Source organism: Robertmurraya phoenicis (assembly GCF_047302285.1).
In the GTDB taxonomy this organism is placed as follows: Bacteria; Bacillota; Bacilli; order Bacillales; family Cytobacillaceae; genus Robertmurraya.
Genome location: NZ_CP154845.1, coordinates 1,459,727 through 1,478,201, shown reverse-complemented (window position 1 = coordinate 1,478,201; position 18,475 = coordinate 1,459,727). Strand labels below are relative to the sequence as shown.

Below are 18,475 nucleotides of genomic sequence, written 5' to 3'. Positions count from 1 at the left end.
AAATATAATTATGATAAAAATCCAGATAAAAGAATGGGGAAAAATCGTGCAGAACCCGCTCACTCCCAAAATAAAAAAGCTTGAATTCTAGCCTCATGGAACAACTAGAATTCAAGCCTTTAGTCAAAATGCGTTATTTAAGTTTCGAAAATGCCGCTTCAGCAGCTGCAATCGTTTTTTCAATATCTTCATCACTATGGGCAGTTGAAAGGAATAACCCTTCAAATTGAGAAGGTGGTAAGAACACGCCAAGGTTTGCCATTTCACGATAATATGAAGCAAAGAAGTCTAAATTAGACGTTTTTGCTTTTTCATAATTAATAACTTCTTCATTGGTAAAGAAGAAACCAATCATGGAACCAGCACGATTAAACGTAACCGGAATACCATATTTCTCGGCTGCCTTTGTAATACCTGCTTCAAGAATATCCGCTTTACGCTCGAATTCTTGATAGCTTTCAGGCGTTAATTGGCTTAACGTCTCGTACCCTGCCGTCATCGCTAGAGGGTTACCAGATAATGTTCCTGCCTGATAAATCGGGCCACTTGGAGCAATTTGCTCCATGATATCCGCACGTCCACCATAAGCGCCAACAGGTAAGCCACCACCAATTACTTTTCCTAAGCAAGTTAAGTCTGGTGTAACATTAAAATATCCTTGAGCACAGTTGTAACCAACGCGGAAGCCTGTCATCACTTCATCAAAAATAAGAAGTGTGCCGTTTTCCTTCGTAATTTCACGAAGACCTTCTAAAAATCCTGGTTGCGGAGGAACAACCCCCATATTTCCTGCAACAGGTTCAACAATCACGCCAGCTAGATCATCTCCATATTGTTCAAAAGCTAGTTTTACACTATCTAAATCATTGTATGGAACAGTGATTGTATTTTTAGCAATTCCTTCAGGTACTCCTGGGCTATCTGGTAAACCTAACGTCGCAACACCGGAACCTGCTTTAATTAAAAGAGAATCACCATGGCCATGGTAACAGCCTTCAAACTTTAAAATTTTATTGCGACCCGTATAGCCACGAGCAAGACGAAGGGCACTCATCGTCGCTTCTGTACCAGAAGACACCATGCGCACGACCTCAATCGAAGGAACACGCTCAATGACAAGCTTTGCAAGCTCATTTTCCAATACAGTAGGTGCACCAAAGCTTGTCCCAAGCTCTGCGACTTTTTTCAACGCTTCTACAACTCTGTCATTTGTATGACCAAGAATGAGCGGACCCCATGATAAGACATAATCAATATATTCATTTCCATCAATATCATAGATTTTAGAACCTTTTCCTCTTTCCATAAAAATCGGATCCATATGGACCGATTTAAAGGCACGAACAGGGCTATTCACCCCACCAGGCATTAATTCTTTCGCTTCTTGAAAAGCAGCAATCGATTGATCATAAGAACGCATCTTTTTCCCTCATTTCTCACATATTTAAAATTAATTTTCTTTCAGCCATTTTGCCGCATCTTTGGCATGATAAGTAATAATAATATCTGCTCCAGCGCGCTTCATCCCTACTAGCATTTCCATGACAACAGATTTCTCGTCAATCCATCCATTTTGAGCTGCTGCTTTCACCATGGAATATTCTCCGCTCACATTGTAAATCACGACTGGCAAAGTGAAATTATTTTTCACATCACGGACGATATCCAAATAAGGCATTCCTGGCTTCACAATGAGAAAATCGGCACCTTCTGCGACATCAGATTCTGCTTCACGAAATGCTTCTAAGCGGTTCGCCGGATCCATTTGATACGTTTTACGATCGCCAAATTGTGGTGTGCTTTCCGCCGCATCTCGAAATGGGCCGTAAAAAGCAGAGGAATATTTGACCGCATAGGACATGATTGGCGTATCTTCAAAACCAGCTTCATCTAGTCCAGCACGAATCGCTGTGACAAAACCATCCATCATATTAGATGGAGCAATAATATCAGCACCAGCTTTCGCCTGACTAACGGCAGTATCGACCAACAATTTCAATGACGGATCATTTAAAACCTTGCCATTCTCGACAATTCCACAATGTCCATGACTTGTATATTCACAAAGACAAGTATCAGCAATGACCACTAATTCTGGATAATGCTCTTTAATGAGACGAGTCGCTTCTTGAACGATCCCATGATCATGGAAAGCTCCCTGTCCACATTCATCTTTCTCAAGAGGAATTCCAAATAAAAGGACAGATTTGATTCCTAAAGAAACAACCTCTTCCATCTCTTCAAGTAAATGGTCTAGTGATAATTGAAATACATTCGGCATAGAAGAGATTTCTTTTCTGATATTTTCGCCTTCAGCGACAAATAATGGATAGACGAAATCCTCTACATGAAGATGATTTTCTCGAACCATTGAACGCATGGCTGTAGACTGTCTTAGACGACGGTGACGATTAAATGATAAGTTCATTATTTTATCCTCCAATTTTCAGCTTTTTCATCATGTATTTTTCAATTGCATGGATCATTTCATAAGAAGTGTAGACTTCAGGACAAACGTGTACGGTAAGTCCCAGTGCTTCACATTTTCGTTTCGATACTGGCCCAATTGTTGCCACAACACAGTCTTTAATATGATCGTGAAGACCGTAATTGTTGACCACTGACGTAAAATGTTCAATCGTCGAAGGACTTGTAAAGGGAAGGATATCTAGCTCGCGATTTTTTAATAGATTTTTAAGCTTTTCCTTACTTTCTTCAGGAAAATAGGTTTCATAGATGATGATCTCATCAACAGAATGACCTTTTTCTTTAAAAAACTGGGCAATATAATCCCGCGCTAAATTTCCTTTTGGAATTAATAACTTCTCACCTTTGTTTACGAAAGGAGAAAACTCCTCCACAAAGCTTTCTGCCACATAACGCTTTGGCTTAAAATCAACGGCAACTCTTTTTTTAAACAAAGCTTGTTCCGTTTTTTCCCCGATTACAGCGATCTTCGGTAATCCTTTTACTTGTTCACCACTTACGATGGTAAAAAAGGTATCCACGGTAACTTCACTTGTAAAAATAAGCCAATCATATGTATGTAAAGAAGCTAGTATTGGAGCAAGAAGATCCCTATTTTCAACTGGACGAAATTCTAGAAGAGGGACCTCAACTGGAATCCCTCCAAATTCTTCTACAATGGCAGAAAAGGTAGACGCGTTCTTCTTTCCCCGTGGAACAAGTACTTTCTTTCCCTTCAAAGCAGAAGAGCTCATTCTCCGTCTAACTCCTCTTTCACCGCATCAATTAACGTTTTCGCTCCCTTATCAATTAAGTAATCAGCTGCAGCTACACCTAATTGTTCAGGATCTGTACCTTCTACACGCTCTTTATAGATCGTTTTTCCATCAGGTGAAGCAACGAGAGCTGTTAAGACGATTTTTTTATCATCGTTTATAAAGGCATAGCCAGCGACTGGAACTTGACAGCCACCTTCCATTTTATGAAGGAATGCACGCTCTGCTCTAACGGTCACGTCGGTGTTCGGGCATGTAAATTTATTTAAAAGAGTAAGAAGCTCGGTATCGTTTCCTCTACACTCAATCGATAAGGCACCTTGCCCAACAGCAGGAAGACATACTTCTGGCTCAAGAAACTCCGTTACAACATCAGACGCCCAACCCATACGCGCGAGACCTGCCGCTGCTAAAATAATCGCATCATATTCTTCTGTTTCTAGTTTTGCAAGACGAGTATCAATATTTCCTCTAATCCATTTGATTTCAAGATCAGGTCGAACGGCCAATAATTGCGCTCCACGACGTAAGCTACTGGTACCAATGACCGAACCTGCTTTTAGATCCTTTAATTTAACATGACCTTTAGAAATTAACGCATCACGATGGTCTTCTCTTTCAGGAATACAGCCGATCACAAGTCCTTCTGGAAGAACTGCGGGCATATCCTTCATACTGTGAATCGCCAAATCGATTTCACCGTCAAGCATCGCCTGCTCAATTTCTTTCACAAATAGACCTTTTCCTCCCACTTTTGAAAGGGTTACATCTAAAATTTTATCTCCTTTTGTAACGATTTCTTTCACTTCAAAATCGTAAGAAGGATCCAATTTTCTTAATTGATCAATGACCCAATTTGTTTGTGTTAAAGCTAGCTTACTACGTCTTGAACCAACAATAAATTTTCTCATGATTGCCTCCTAAAAACGGATGATTTTTTTATACTTGTAACCTCTGATTGGGATGTTTCCTATGTGTACCATAGATGGAAGGAGGATAACTGACCAAACAGAAAGAAATTGATTAAGATGATTAAAAAAGATGCCAGATTCCACAAGGCTAAGCTTTTTCCTTGAAATCCTTTCCCAACTCGCAAGTATAGATAGACTCCATATACAACAAGGACAATAAAAGAGCCGATGACTTTCGCATCGTACCAAATCATTTCTGGTAATTTAATATAAGCCCATTGCAGTCCTAGAATCAGCGATAATAAGAGCATCGGGACTCCTATCACATTTAATACATGAGACATATGCTCAAGCTTCGTTAAATCAGCAATTCGAATGAGCCTTGCTCCCCATTTTTTCCTTTTTAAAAGATTGTATTGTAATAAATAGAGTAGGGAAAATACGGCTGATATCGAAAATGCTCCATATGATAGAATCGCCATTGTAATATGTATAAATAGTAATTCAGATGAAAGCTGATTGACCATAATTTCAGATTCGTATTGAATAGGTGCGAATGTATGAATCACCATCATCACGAACCCTATTACATTTGTAAAGAAAACAATGAAATCAACCTTCATTAAGCGATTGATTCCAAGTGATAGTGTAATAAGAACCCAGACATAAAAATAGAGGCCTTCAAAGATGGTGAGCACCGGAAACCTACCAGTATTCACCATGTAAATACACAAAAAAGTCGTTTGTAAAATCCATACAAACGCAAGTAACCAGAAGGCAACTTGGTTTGCTTTCCGGCTACTGTAAAGAAAATCAATAAAATATAGTAATATACTCAAGGCATAAAGAATAATTGTGAATTCATGTAGCCGAGTCATGTTAACCTCAATCATAGATAGAACTCCTTTTATGATTGAAAGGAAGCTTGTGGTGTTGCAACAACAGCTCTCTTTAAATCGGCAACTTTCGATTCTTGCTGTTCTTTTACAAGGTCTTCAATATTGAATATTCTCATGAATAAATCCAGCGCTTCATCAGCATTATTTGTTCCAGCAAGCTCTTTCGCCTGTAAAATCGGATCTTTAAGCATTTGATTGATGATGCTTTTCGTATGCTTATTGAGAACCTTCATTTCTCGATCAGAAAGATGTGGAAGCTTTCTTTCGATGCTCTCCATCGTTTCAGCTTGAATTTGCAGAGCTTTTACACGTAGAGCTGAAATAACAGGAACAACCCCAAGCATATTTAACCACTGCTTGAACTCGACGATTTCCGCCTCAATCATCAATGAAATTTTTGCGGCTGCCTTTTGACGTTCTTGTAAATTCGCTTCAACAATCCCTTCTAAATCATCGATATCATATAAGAATACATTATCGAGTTCTGCAAGCATCGGATCTAAGTCACGTGGTACGGCGATGTCGACCATAAATAATGGCTTCCCTTTTCGAACTCTCTCGACATCTTCCATCATATCCTTATCGATAACAAAATCCTTTGCTCCAGTAGAACTAATGACGATATCTGCTTCAATTAAGGCACATTGAAGTTCGTTCAATGATTTCGCTTGACCGGAAAAACGCTCCGCTAAGCTTTTCGCTTTTTCAAATGTTCTATTGATAACGGTCACTTGGCTTGCCCCATTGCCGTGAAGGTTTTGTATGGCTAGTTCACCCATTTTACCTGCACCTAGTATGAGGACATGCTTACCATCTAATGAGCCAAATATTTTCTTCGCTAGTTCAACAGCTGCATAGCTGACGGACACCGCATTTGCGCCAATATCTGTTTCAGAATGCGCTCGCTTTGCCAATGTAATCGTTTGTTTAAATAACTGATTAAAGACTGTACCCGTTGTTTGATTTTCTTGAGCCTCCATAAAACTAGAGCGCACCTGTCCAAGGATCTGCGTTTCTCCCAAGACCATGGAATTCAAACCGCATGCCACATTAAATAAGTGATCTATCGCCCCATCTTGCTCATAGACAAATAAGAATGGCGAAAACTCCTGTTGTGGAATATTAAACCATTCTGACAAAAATTCCTTGATATAATAACGCCCAGTATGAATCTGGTCAACGACTGCATATATTTCTGTGCGATTACATGTTGATAGAATAACGTTCTCAAGGATACTCTTTTTCCCGTTCAACTTACGCATTGCTTCCCCTAGCAAGGACGGGTCAAACGTTAAACGCTCTCGAATTTCAACTGGGGCTGTTTTATAATTTAGACCAACAGTTAGAATATGCATGATTGTTTCGTACCCCCAAATTTGTTCGTAAATACTTATTTTGATTCCAGCTTAAATAAGAGCAGAAATCTTCCCACTTAATAATTATTATAACATGATAGAATTTCTAATAACTAATGAAATGTGAACATATCATGAAATCGTGTGATATTATTAATAGAAGCTCATAATATCTCTCTTCCTTATTCCGACAAAGTTCTTCCTCTAGTACCTTAACAAAAAAGATCGTACTATTCAAGTAAACAAATCTATGCACATGACTACTTCGTATACTTATTATAGAATAAAGTCAGAATAACTATTTTGGATGTGTCAAATATGAAAAATCAACGAATTTTCCCTGGAATCATTCTATTAGGATTTGGAGGATACTTCTTTCTAGAACAATCAAATATCACCCTTTTTGAAGGTCTTCACACTTGGCCGACTCTATTAATCATTGTAGGACTTGCCTTTTTATTTCAAGGGTATTTAGCAAAGGATTATGAAGCCATTCTACCAGGAGTTATTCTCACAGGATTTGGTGTTCATTTTCATGTGATTAATCATCTGACGATTTGGCCGAACTCAATCGGTGCTTTTATCTTAATTATTGCACTTGGCTTTCTCCTTCGTTATCAAAAGGTAGGAGCCGGACTCTTTCAAGGACTATTATTCCTAGTATTGGCAATTCTGCTACTTTTTAATGAAAAAATTATGGGTTGGCTTGGTTTTCTTGAAAATGGTGTAACTTCTATATTAAATTATTGGCCACTCTTACTCATTGTTATTGGAGGCTATTTGTTGTTTGTGAAGAAGAAATAAATGCGAATTGAATAAGAAAAAAGCTCTTATAAAATATAGGAAGATTCGGTTTTTCTCATTCGCTCCAAACATCTCCCCCTTAAGCGGAATTTTTCTTGTTATCTCCTCAATGGTGTCCCTTTTAGGGGAAATAACGGAAGATTTTCCGCTTATGGAGAGCAAAATCGTTTATTTTGGCATTTTTTGAGTGAATAGCAGGAATTTTTCCTGTTATATCGGCTCTTTTTCATGATGGTTGCTCATTAAGCGGAATTTTTCCTGTTATTTTTTCATACCGATACTCTTACTGTTTATACGAACACTTATCTACAAGTCGAGAGAATTTGTAAATTCCTGGACACCAAAAAAACATCCGCTTTTGGATGTTCTTTTTATATACTATAACACCGAATCTAAAAACTCCTTCGTTCTCTGTTCTCTCGGTTGTTGGAATAATTCTTGCGGATGCCCCACTTCGACGATTTTTCCGTCATGCATGTAGACAACCCAATCAGCAACTTCTCGGGCAAACCCCATTTCATGTGTGACGACAATCATCGTCATTCCTTCTAAGGCTAGCTCCTTCATCGTAGCTAATACTTCTCCCACCAATTCTGGATCAAGCGCTGATGTCGGTTCATCAAAGAGCATAATGTCCGGTTTCATTGCAAGAGCACGAGCGATCGCCACACGCTGTTTTTGCCCACCTGATAGCTTTGAAGGATAGACATCTGCTTTATCTGATAAACCTACTTTTTCAAGCAAGCTTTGCGCTTCCTTTTTCGCCTTTTCCTTTGCCATCTTTTTCACAAAAAGCGGTGCTTCCATTACATTCTCTAAAACCGTTTTATGTGGGAACAAGTGAAAATGTTGAAAGACCATTCCGACTCGGGCTCTAACTTGATTTAAGTCATGAGTCGATTCCTCAATCTGCTCCCCTTCGATGATGATCTTGCCACTATCCTTTATTTCTAGAAAGTTCAAGCAACGTAAAAGCGTACTTTTACCCGAGCCACTGGCTCCAATTAAACAGACGACTTCGCTTTCCTTCACCGTCATATCAATATCTTTTAAGACATGTAATTTGCCAAAAGATTTATTTAATTTTTCCACTTCAATCATCAATGACTCACTCATTCTATCTCCCCTTATTCCTTAATCACTGCTGGCCATTTTCTTTTCTACCTTCCCAACGAGAATAGAGAAGAATAGAACAAGAACTAAATAGTAGACTGCAACGATTAATAAGTAGCTCATATAATCGAAATCACTAGAACCCAGCGTCGTTGCCACATTGAAGAGTTCATACATGCCAATAAAGGAAGCGAGTGAAGAATCCTTCAAGGCAATGATAAATTGATTTCCAAGTGGAGGCAAAGCTCTACGAAACGCCTGCGGCATGATGATTCTTCGCATCGATAACGGAATGGACATCCCAAGCGAGCGGGCTGCTTCCATTTGTCCCTTATCGACTGATTGAATGGAACCGCGGAAAATCTCTGCAATATAGGCCCCATTATGAAAAGCAAGTCCGAGTACAACAGACCAAAATTGAGAGATATTCAAAGCTGTTAATCCAAAATAGAAAATAAATATTTGCACAACGAGCGGCGTACCTCGCACGAGAAAAATATATAAGTTCGCAATCCACTCAAGTATTTTTATATTTGAAATTTTTAAAAATGAAAAAAATAAACCAATAAAAATAGCAATAAAAACCGCTACAATCGTTAATTGAAAAGTTAATAGCATCCCCCGCAAAAATATCGGAGAAGTCTCAATAAACAATGAAAATAATTCCAAAAAGATACCTCCTATCAATATGATAACGAAAGGCGAATGCACAGTTGCGTACATTCGCCTTCTACTCTAAGACTCTTCAGGAATGACTGTGATATCCTCACCAATATATTTCTTACTAATTTCCGCTAATGTACCATTTTCTTTTAATGTTTGAAGTGCCTCATTTATTTTTTCTAGGAGTGCTTCATTATCCTTCGCAACAGCAATTGCCTGTTCACTTTTTCCAAGTAATTCTCTTCCTTCAATCTCCATTCCAGCACCAATCGCTTCTTTACCAGTAACGAAGTCCGTAATCACCGCATCATGCTTCCCACGACTAAGGGCTTCAAGTGCGGTCACATCACTATCATAAAAAATGATATTGTCTGAGACACTTGATGCATTTTCCTCATAGGTGGAACCTTTTGATACGGCAATTTCTAAACCTTCTAAATCAGCTAGAGTTTCTACTGAACTATCTGGTCGGACAAAAATTTGTGGGCCAGAGTAATAATAAGGAGTAGAAAAACTAACATGCTCTAGACGCTCTTCTGTAATCGTATGACTGGCAACAGCTGCATCTACCCGCCCTGCCTTCACACTCTCGACAATACTTCCAAATTTCATTTTCTGCTGAACCGGTTCAAGACCAAGCTCTTTCGCTACTGCTTCACCTACTTCAATATCATAGCCTGACATCTTTCCATCTGGTTCCGTAACGCTAAACGGTTTAAATTCCCCTGAAGATGCAAAGACAAACTCTCCATCGTTCACAAGCTTGAATCCATCTGCATTTTCAGTAGATGCACCGTCCGAACCACATGCCGCTAATAAGAAGACTAAAATCCCCCCAATTAGCCCTTGTTTTAATCTTTTCATAAAATGAATTCCCCCTTATGTATCTTTAAAAGACTTATTCAATCGTAACAAACAAGATTTTTTGACGCAAAGTTCATATTTACCGAAATTTCAGTCTATTAAAACGTGACATTACCTCTGCAAACGTTCATCTTGAACAGACGCTTAATTTCTGTCAGATTCTCTCACATACTCCAGATTCCCTTTTTATCGACAAATCTCTTAGGCTTGGACTACTATTTCTATATGTATGAGCCAAAAACAAAAAAAAGAACTTGGTAGATAATTTCACCAAGTTCCTCAGTTTATTCCATATAACTTTTAATTGCTGCCCATGCTTCATCCTTGCCCTTCCCTGTTTCCGAAGAGAAAAGGATGATCGTATCTTCTGGATCTAAATCTAATGTTTCTTTTGTTACGTTAAAATGCTTTTGCCATTTTGACTTTGGAATCTTATCTGCTTTTGTAGCAATGACTATGCAAGGAATATCATAATGCTTTAAAAAGTTATACATCATAATATCATCGCTAGTTGGAGGATGACGTAAATCTAAGATTAACAACACGGCACGTAGCTGTTCACGTGTGGTTAAATATGTTTCAATCATTTTCCCCCATGCTTCTCGCTCTTTCTTAGAAACCTTCGCATAACCATAACCTGGAACATCAACAAAATGGATAATTTCATTGATTAAATAAAAGTTCAAAGTTTGCGTCTTCCCTGGTTTGGAAGATATTCTTGCTAACCCTTTTCGATTGAGCATTTTGTTAATAAAAGAGGATTTTCCTACATTCGAGCGCCCTGCTAATGCAAATTCAGGTAATTCACTTTCTGGATACTGAGCAGGCTTTACTGCGCTTATGACGATATCAGAACTTACTACTTTCACGACCCCACACCGCCATTCAGGGCAATAGACAATACTTCATCTACATGAGTAACTGGGAAAAACTTCAGTTCTTTCCTTACACTTTCAGGAATGTCATCAATGTCCTTTTCATTATCCTTTGGCAAGATGATCACGGAAAGACCCGCACGATGAGCACTTAACGTTTTTTCCTTTAAGCCACCAATTGGAAGAACTCGTCCTCTAAGAGTAATTTCTCCAGTCATTCCAACCTCTTTCTTAATTGGTTTTCCTGTCAGTGCAGATACAAGCGCTGTCGCCATTGTGATTCCTGCTGACGGACCATCCTTCGGTACCGCTCCTTCAGGGACATGAATATGGATATCATACTTCTCATGAAAATCTTCATCGATTCCGAGCTCTGGAGCCTTTGAACGAACGTAGCTAAAAGCTGCCTGAGCGGATTCCTTCATCACATCTCCAAGCTTTCCTGTTAACACAAGCTTTCCTTTTCCAGGTGATAACGATACTTCAATTTGTAGTGTATCTCCACCGACCGTTGTATACGCTAGTCCTGTTGCCACACCAACTTGGTCTTCTAGCTCTGCTTGACCATAACGGAAGATTGTTTTTCCTAGAAATTCTTCGACATTCTTGTCGGTAATGACCACTCGTTTCTTTTCATTTGAAACAATAATCCGAGCCGTCTTTCGGCAAATCGCAGCTAACTGACGTTCTAGGCTACGTACGCCTGCTTCTCTTGTATAATAACGGACGATCTTTTGAATGCCATCTTCACGAATTTGCAATTGAGACTTGGTCATCCCATGCTCTTTAATTTGCTTAGGCAATAAATGATCCTTAGCAATATTTATCTTTTCCAGTTCTGTATAGCCCGCAATGGAGATGATCTCCATCCGATCACGTAATGGACCTGGAATCGAGCTTAAGTCATTGGCTGTAGCAATAAACATGACCTTTGATAAATCATACGTTTCTTCAATATAGTGATCGCTAAAATTATGGTTTTGTTCAGGGTCCAAAACCTCAAGCATTGCTGAAGAAGGATCACCGCGGAAATCACTGGACATTTTATCAATTTCATCAAGTAAAAATACCGGATTAATCGTACCTGCTTTTTTCATTCCTTGAATGATTCGTCCAGGCATCGCTCCCACGTATGTACGTCGATGTCCACGAATTTCAGACTCATCACGTACACCACCAAGTGAAATACGGACGAAATTTCGGTTAAGTGAACGCGCTATCGAACGAGCTAAACTCGTTTTACCGACTCCTGGAGGTCCAGCAAGACATAGAATGGGACCTTTTAAGGAATTGGTCATCTTTTGCACAGCTAAATATTCAAGTACTCGTTCTTTTACCTTTTCCAAGCCATAATGATCTTCATCTAAAATTCGTTCTGCTTTTAAAATGTCTAGATCATCTTCTGTTGAGTTTGTCCATGGCAAGCTAATGAGCCAGTCAATATAGTTTCGAATAACGGAGCTTTCAGCTGAAGTAGAAGGGACCTTCTCATAGCGATCGAGTTCTTTTAAAGCTGCCTTCTTCACATGCTCAACCATATTCGCATTTTCAATTTTCTCAGCTAATTCAGCGACCTCACCCGTTTTTCCGTCCTTATCGCCGAGCTCTTTTTGAATGGCCTTCATTTGTTCACGCAAATAATATTCCTTTTGCGTTCTTTCCATTGACTTCTTCACACGTTGTCCGATTTTCTTTTCTAAGTTCAAGACTTCTTTTTCATTATGAATGATTTCAATTAAACGATTGACCCGCTCTTTTACATCAAGCGTTTCTAAAATTTCTTGCTTTTCCTTCAGCTTTAATGGCAAATGTGATGCAATAATATCCGCCAGTCTTCCCGGTTCCTCAATATCCGTTAAGCTTGAGTAAGTTTCAGCAGAAATTTTCTTTGACATTTTTATGTACTGTTCGAAATATTCAAGTAATGTGCGCATGAATGCTTCGTCTTCAACATCTTTTTCAGTTGAATCAACATACGTTTTCACACTTACTGCAAAATGGTCTTTTTCATCAAAAAAGCTAATTACCTCAGCTCTTTTTAAGCCTTCTACAAGAACACGAATGGTGCCGTTTGGGAGCTTCAGCATTTGCTTTACTTTTGTTAACGTCCCCATTCTGTACAAATCCTCTTCCCCAGGATCATCTATAGACATATCTTTTTGCGTTGTTAAAAAAATGAGACTATCATCTACCATTGCCTTCTCTAAAGCTTGAACAGACTTATCCCGGCCTACATCTAGATGTAAGACCATAGTAGGATACACAAGTAAGCCTCGAAGCGGTAGGAGGGGGACGATTATTTCCTTCTTTTTCGCCATACGTTAGCACCTCCAAATGCATATCTATCTTCATAAAAATGAGAATAATTCATTGTACAATTCTATCGTATTTACGAACAATAGTCTATTTTAAGGCTCCCGACGATATTCCCATCCATTACAAATTTATAAAGAGTTTCAGGCGACTATCCTTTAGTATCGTTCATTTTTTGACGGTAATGCATGAATTCGGACAATTTATTGGCAATAAAAGACTTCGGCTTAATATACAAACCGAAGTCTTTTATCTTTTTCCAAGGCAAAAAACTAAATGCTTTCCTTTTTCTTTAATTCAATCGAAGCGGTAATCGCTCTTTCCTCCGCTTTTTCTTTCAAAAGGGCGATATCAAATACTTCTGAAAGATGAGTAACAGGAATGATTCGAATTCCCTTCACCTCATTCAAAATAGATTGAACATTTTCCTTTGGAATAATCACCGTTTCAGCCCCTGCTTTTTTCGCAGCTTTAATCTTCGGAAGAACCCCACCAATAGGCTTAACATTGCCATGGATACTGATTTCTCCTGTCATTGCGACTGTATGATCAATTGGCAGTTTATAAATGGCCGAATAAATTCCCGTAGCCATCGCTATTCCTGCTGAAGGTCCATCAATTGGGACTCCTCCTGGAAAATTGACATGTATATCAAATTCATCTGCCGGAACACCCATAGAACGGAGCACGGTAATCACATTTTCAATCGATCCTTTAGCCATACTCTTTCTTCGGATCGATTTACTTCTATCTCCAATACTCTCTTCCTCAACAATCCCCGTAATATTGATCGAACCCTTGTCCCGAGTTGGAATCGCCATCACTTCAATTTCTAATAATGAACCCGTATTCGGGCCATAGACAGCTAATCCATTCACAAGACCAATCGTCGAGAATTTCATGATCTTTCTTTCCATCCGTGGAGTAAGTTGGCTTGAATGAACGACCCATTCAATATCCTCATCCTTAATAAAATCACGTTCTTCCTGAATCGCAAGTCCGGCTGACGTTTGAATTAGATTTACGGCTTCACGACCATTTCGAGCATAATTAGCAAGTGTACTTAGTCCTGTCTCACCAATAGACAGCTTCACTTTGTCTGCTGCTTTCTTGCCAACCCTTTCAATCTCATCTTCTGTTAGCTCTCGGAAAAATACTTCCATGCAGCGTGAGCGAATTGCAGGTGGGATTTCACTTGGAGTCCTTGTCGTCGCCCCAATTAGACGGAAATCGGCTGGTAAACCATTTTTAAAAATATCGTGAATATGATTCGGAATTTGCGTATTTTCCTCGTTATAGTAGGCACTTTCTAGAAAGACTTTGCGATCCTCTAATACTTTTAGGAGCTTATTCATTTGAATGGGATGGAGTTCACCAATCTCGTCAATAAATAATACTCCACCGTGTGCATTCGTGACAGCACCTTGCTTTGGCTGTGGAATACCCGCTTGCCCCATCGCACCAGCCCCTTGATAAATCGGATCATGAACCGAGCCAATAAGCGGATCCGCAATTCCACGTTCATCAAAGCGAGCAGTTGTCGCATCAAGCTCTACAAAAACAGAGCTTGGTTTAAACGGGGACTTAGGGTTTTTCTTCGCTTCTTCAAGAACTAGTCTTGCTGCTGCTGTTTTTCCAACACCAGGTGGACCATAGATAATCACATGCTGTGGATTTGGTCCACATAAGGCAGCCTTGAGTGCCTTTATTCCATCTTCTTGGCCAACTATGTCCTCGAAACTTGAGGGACGAACCCTTTCCGAGAGTGGCTCAGTTAAAGAGATGGACCGCATTTTTTTGAGCTGGTCCATTTCTTTTCTTGATTCCCTATCTATCGATACTTTTTGTGTCCGTTGATTTCTTAATAAATTCCAAAAATAAAGCCCTATTACTATACCGAAAAAAAGCTGGATAAATAAGGCTATCCCTGTCCAACTCATGGTTTTCCCTCCTGTACCTCTCTAGCTTGTATAATATCGATTACGTAAATACAGATGCCTCTTCCATTCGTTGTTATGTACGATTCATTTTTTGAAACAACTTGTAGAGAAGAACCTTTGTAGATCTAGTATCTCCTCATGCAGAATGGAATAAACAACAAATTTATAGAAATCTTTCAAGGACAGGAAGGAGTGTATCGGGATCAAAAAAAGGCCAAACCAGTATATTGGTTTGACCTTTCATAATTAAGCCGATGTTTTTGTTTCTTCTTCGATTACAGTTCCGTCTTTTAGAAGGAGCTTTGGTGCACTGCTTTCTGTAACAGTTTCCTTCGTAATGATACATTTTGAAATATCATCACGTGAAGGCAATTCGTACATAACGTCGAGCATAATCGCTTCGATAATGGAGCGTAGTCCACGTGCTCCTGTTTTACGTTCAATTGCCTTTTTTGCAATCTCCTTTAGTGCTTCTTCTTCGAACTCTAACTCTACATCATCGATTTCAAGCATTTTTTGGAATTGCTTAACTAAAGCATTCTTTGGCTTTGTTAAAATTTCAATCAATGCTCCCTCATCTAATGAAGTTAAGCTCGCAATAACTGGAAGACGACCGATAAATTCAGGAATTAACCCAAATCTTAATAGATCCTCTGGTAAAACCTTTGATAATAGATCCTTATCTTCCACTTCTTGCTTCTTAACGTCAGAGCCAAAGCCAATCACTTTTTGTCCTAAACGACGTTTAATAATTGGTTCGATTCCGTCAAATGCTCCACCACATATAAATAAAATGTTGGTTGTGTCAATTTGAATAAATTCCTGATGTGGATGCTTTCTTCCACCTTGTGGAGGTACACTTGCAACGGTACCTTCAAGAATCTTTAGTAATGCCTGCTGAACACCTTCACCTGACACGTCTCTTGTAATCGATGGGTTCTCCGATTTTCGAGCCACTTTATCGATCTCGTCAATGTATATAATTCCTTTTTCAGCCTTTTCCACATCATAATCAGCAGCTTGGATTAGTTTGAGTAAGATGTTCTCCACATCTTCCCCTACATAACCTGCTTCTGTTAAAGATGTAGCATCAGCAATTGCGAATGGTACATTTAGAATTCGCGCAAGAGTCTGTGCAAGCAGAGTTTTCCCGCTTCCTGTTGGACCGATCATCGCGATATTACTTTTGGCCAACTCTACATCATCAATTTTGCTATTGGAATTAATTCGTTTGTAATGGTTATAAACAGCTACTGATAGGTTCTTTTTCGCTTGCTCTTGACCAATTACATATTCATCTAAAATATCCCGAATTTCTTTCGGCTTCGGAACATCTTTGAACTCCACTTCTTCCTCTGTCCCAAGCTCTTCTTCTACTATTTCTGTGCAAAGCTCAATACATTCATCACATATATACACGCCTGGGCCGGCAACTAGCTTTCGAACTTGGTCCTGTGTTTTACCACAGAAGGAACACTTTAATTGTCCTTTTTCATCATTAAATTTAAACAAATTTTTTCACCCCTTGAAAACGTCTAGTATCGTCTCTTGTTTTCGTATACATTTCTTTATGTAAAAATTCGATTCGATTTCATTAAAAAATTTCTTTATGAAACCATTTTTACATGTAAAAAGTTTGCTACTTATCACCAGAGGCTCTGCTGACTTTCTCTTACGCTTCGTCACATCCAGAACAACTGCTCATTCACTACTTCGAATTGTTTTTGTATCTAAACTTTATTTTGAACAAAAGAATGTATTACTTTAACGAAATTCTTATTTAGTTTTTGGTAAAAATGGAACCAAAAATGGTCCTTTTTATACAAAGATTATTCAATAGTTATGTATTGCATTGTACCACATTTTATGTACGGACAGGAAATAATAACACTTACATATTGAAGTAGTATTTGTATATGAACATGCTTTGGATTTGCGAAAAACGGAAGAAAAACCATTTTACTGGTGTACAGTTAAGCTTAACCAAAAACTCGCTAATTAAGTCGGTCGTTTTTTCTAAAGCTTATTTTTTAACCCTGCAGATACTTAAAGGAACGAAGTATGTTTGACCTAAGAACTTATATAATTATATGTATATGTACAAAATTCAAAATAATTGAGTGATGCTACATCAAAATTATTGGAAGTTAAATTTTATAAAACAAGGCACGATTAAATCGTGCCTTGTTTTATTTAGTTTATTAAAATTATCCGATTGTCTTACTGTTTTCAACTAGGAAATCTAATGCTTTGCGCACTTGAACATCTGCTTTAAGACCGTCTAAGCTTCCTAAAGCTGCTGTAATGTTTTCAACAGGCATGTTGTACATTTCAGCCATTTTGTTTAGCTCTGCATCCATTTCTTCAGGTGATACTTCAATGTTTTCTGCTTTAGCAATCGCTTCAAGAGTAAGATTCATACGCACACGCTTATCAGCTTCTTCTTTCATTTGGTCACGAAGAGCCGTCTCGTCTTGACCAGAGAATTGGAAGTAAAGGTCAAGATTCATTCCTTGCATTTGTAAACGTTGCTCGAATTCTTGTAGCATGCGATCTACTTCGTTATCGATCATGATAGCTGGTAGGTCGATCTCAGCATTTTCAGCTGCCTTCTCCACAACAGTATCACGTACAGCATGCTCAGCTTCATGCTTTTTGCTTTCTTCAAGACGAGTTTTGATTTTTTCTTTTAAAGCATCTAAAGTTTCTACTTCATCATCTGCATCTTTCGCAAATTCATCATCAAGTTCAGGAAGTTCTTTGCCTTTCACTTCATGTACTTTCACTTTGAATACAGCCTTTTTACCAGCAAGATCAGCAGCATGGTAGTCTTCTGGGAATGTAACTTCTACTTCCTTTTCTTCTCCAGCAGCAGTTCCAACAAGTTGCTCTTCGAAACCAGGGATGAATTGACCTGAACCAAGTTCAAGTGAGTAGTTATCAGCCTGTCCACCTTCAAATGGCTCGCCATCGACAAAACCTTCGAAGTCCATAACAACTGAATCGCCATTTTCAGCAGCAGTTTCTTTTACCACTAGCTCAGCATGACGCTCTTGAAGTGTAGTTAATTCTTGGTTAACATCTTCTTCAGTTACTTCAGTATCAACCTTTTCAACTTCAATACCTTTGTATTCGCCAAGTTTTACTTCTGGCTTAACAGTTACTGTAGCTTTAAAGATTAAAGCTTTGCCTTTTTCTACTTGCTCAACATCAATTTCAGGACGATCAACTGGATCAATTCCAGCTTCCTCAATTGCATTTGTATATGCTTCAGGAAGTAAGATATCAATGGCATCTTGGTATAGAGATTCTATTCCAAAACGCTTTTCAAACATACCACGTGGCATTTTCCCTTTACGGAATCCTGGTACACTTACTGTTTTAACAACTTTTTTGAATGCAGCGTCTAATCCTTCGTTAAACTTCTCTGCATCTACTTCAAATGTAAGAACTCCTTGGTTCCCTTCTTGCTTTTCCCATTTTGCAGACATACTTA

General features: G+C 38.7%; 15 protein-coding genes. 1 reads left to right on the top strand and 14 read right to left on the bottom strand.

Annotation, left to right across the window (positions count from 1 at the left end):
- Positions 1 to 133: 133 nt before the first annotated feature.
- Genes hemL through hemA form a run of 6 tightly spaced genes read right to left on the bottom strand, consistent with a single transcriptional unit; the run spans position 134 to position 6,407 of the window.
- Entirely contained in the window at positions 134 to 1,420 is a 1,287-nt protein-coding gene (gene hemL, locus AA0X71_RS07185) for a glutamate-1-semialdehyde 2,1-aminomutase (protein WP_413360805.1), read from the bottom strand.
- A 30-nt stretch (positions 1,421 to 1,450) separates the two neighbouring features.
- Positions 1,451 to 2,428 carry a porphobilinogen synthase gene (gene hemB / locus AA0X71_RS07180; protein WP_413360802.1) on the bottom strand — a complete coding sequence of 326 codons (978 nt, stop codon included), beginning with the start codon at positions 2,426 to 2,428 and terminating at the stop codon, positions 1,451 to 1,453.
- A 4-nt stretch (positions 2,429 to 2,432) separates the two neighbouring features.
- Entirely contained in the window at positions 2,433 to 3,221 is a 789-nt protein-coding gene (locus AA0X71_RS07175; RefSeq protein ID WP_413360799.1) for a uroporphyrinogen-III synthase, read from the bottom strand.
- Positions 3,218 to 4,153 carry a hydroxymethylbilane synthase gene (gene hemC / locus AA0X71_RS07170; protein ID WP_413360797.1) on the bottom strand — a complete coding sequence of 312 codons (936 nt, stop codon included), beginning with the start codon at positions 4,151 to 4,153 and terminating at the stop codon, positions 3,218 to 3,220. The genes AA0X71_RS07175 and hemC overlap by 4 nt, the downstream gene beginning before the upstream one ends.
- Positions 4,154 to 4,212: 59 nt before the next feature.
- The gene (locus AA0X71_RS07165; RefSeq protein WP_413360795.1) at positions 4,213 to 5,046 is read right to left on the bottom strand and encodes a cytochrome c biogenesis protein; all 834 of its coding nucleotides are present in this window, start codon (positions 5,044 to 5,046) and stop codon (positions 4,213 to 4,215) included.
- Between the two features lie 14 nt (positions 5,047 to 5,060).
- Positions 5,061 to 6,407 (bottom strand): glutamyl-tRNA reductase, encoded by a 1,347-nt coding sequence (gene hemA, locus AA0X71_RS07160; RefSeq protein WP_413360793.1) that lies wholly within the window; start codon positions 6,405 to 6,407, stop codon positions 5,061 to 5,063.
- A 318-nt stretch (positions 6,408 to 6,725) separates the two neighbouring features.
- Here hemA and AA0X71_RS07155 point away from each other — a divergent pair, with 318 nt between their 5' ends.
- Positions 6,726 to 7,211 (top strand): LiaI-LiaF-like domain-containing protein, encoded by a 486-nt coding sequence (locus AA0X71_RS07155; RefSeq protein ID WP_413360791.1) that lies wholly within the window; start codon positions 6,726 to 6,728, stop codon positions 7,209 to 7,211.
- A gap of 378 nt (positions 7,212 to 7,589) precedes the next feature.
- On the opposite strand, the gene AA0X71_RS07150 is transcribed toward AA0X71_RS07155, so the two are convergent.
- The 8 genes from AA0X71_RS07150 to tig form a co-directional block, all read right to left on the bottom strand.
- Positions 7,590 to 8,327: an amino acid ABC transporter ATP-binding protein gene (locus AA0X71_RS07150; RefSeq protein ID WP_413360789.1), complete on the bottom strand. Its 738-nt coding sequence runs from the start codon at positions 8,325 to 8,327 to the stop codon at positions 7,590 to 7,592.
- An 18-nt stretch (positions 8,328 to 8,345) separates the two neighbouring features.
- Positions 8,346 to 8,993 carry an amino acid ABC transporter permease gene (locus AA0X71_RS07145; protein ID WP_413360786.1) on the bottom strand — a complete coding sequence of 216 codons (648 nt, stop codon included), beginning with the start codon at positions 8,991 to 8,993 and terminating at the stop codon, positions 8,346 to 8,348.
- 66 nt (positions 8,994 to 9,059) lie between these two features.
- The gene (locus AA0X71_RS07140; protein WP_413360784.1) at positions 9,060 to 9,851 is read right to left on the bottom strand and encodes a transporter substrate-binding domain-containing protein; all 792 of its coding nucleotides are present in this window, start codon (positions 9,849 to 9,851) and stop codon (positions 9,060 to 9,062) included.
- 284 nt (positions 9,852 to 10,135) lie between these two features.
- Positions 10,136 to 10,720: a ribosome biogenesis GTP-binding protein YihA/YsxC gene (gene yihA / locus AA0X71_RS07135; protein WP_413360781.1), complete on the bottom strand. Its 585-nt coding sequence runs from the start codon at positions 10,718 to 10,720 to the stop codon at positions 10,136 to 10,138.
- Positions 10,717 to 13,044, bottom strand: coding sequence for an endopeptidase La (lon, locus tag AA0X71_RS07130; protein ID WP_413360779.1), 2,328 nt, complete (start codon positions 13,042 to 13,044; stop codon positions 10,717 to 10,719). Before lon ends, yihA begins: the two co-directional genes overlap by 4 nt.
- A 267-nt stretch (positions 13,045 to 13,311) precedes the next feature.
- On the bottom strand, positions 13,312 to 14,979 hold the full coding sequence (gene lonB / locus AA0X71_RS07125; RefSeq protein WP_413360776.1) for an ATP-dependent protease LonB: 1,668 nt from the start codon (positions 14,977 to 14,979) through the stop codon (positions 13,312 to 13,314).
- 246 nt (positions 14,980 to 15,225) lie between these two features.
- On the bottom strand, positions 15,226 to 16,491 hold the full coding sequence (clpX, locus tag AA0X71_RS07120) for an ATP-dependent protease ATP-binding subunit ClpX (protein WP_413360773.1): 1,266 nt from the start codon (positions 16,489 to 16,491) through the stop codon (positions 15,226 to 15,228).
- Positions 16,492 to 17,186: 695 nt separating this feature from the next.
- Positions 17,187 to 18,470: a trigger factor gene (tig, locus tag AA0X71_RS07115; protein WP_413360771.1), complete on the bottom strand. Its 1,284-nt coding sequence runs from the start codon at positions 18,468 to 18,470 to the stop codon at positions 17,187 to 17,189.
- Positions 18,471 to 18,475: the final 5 nt, after the last annotated feature.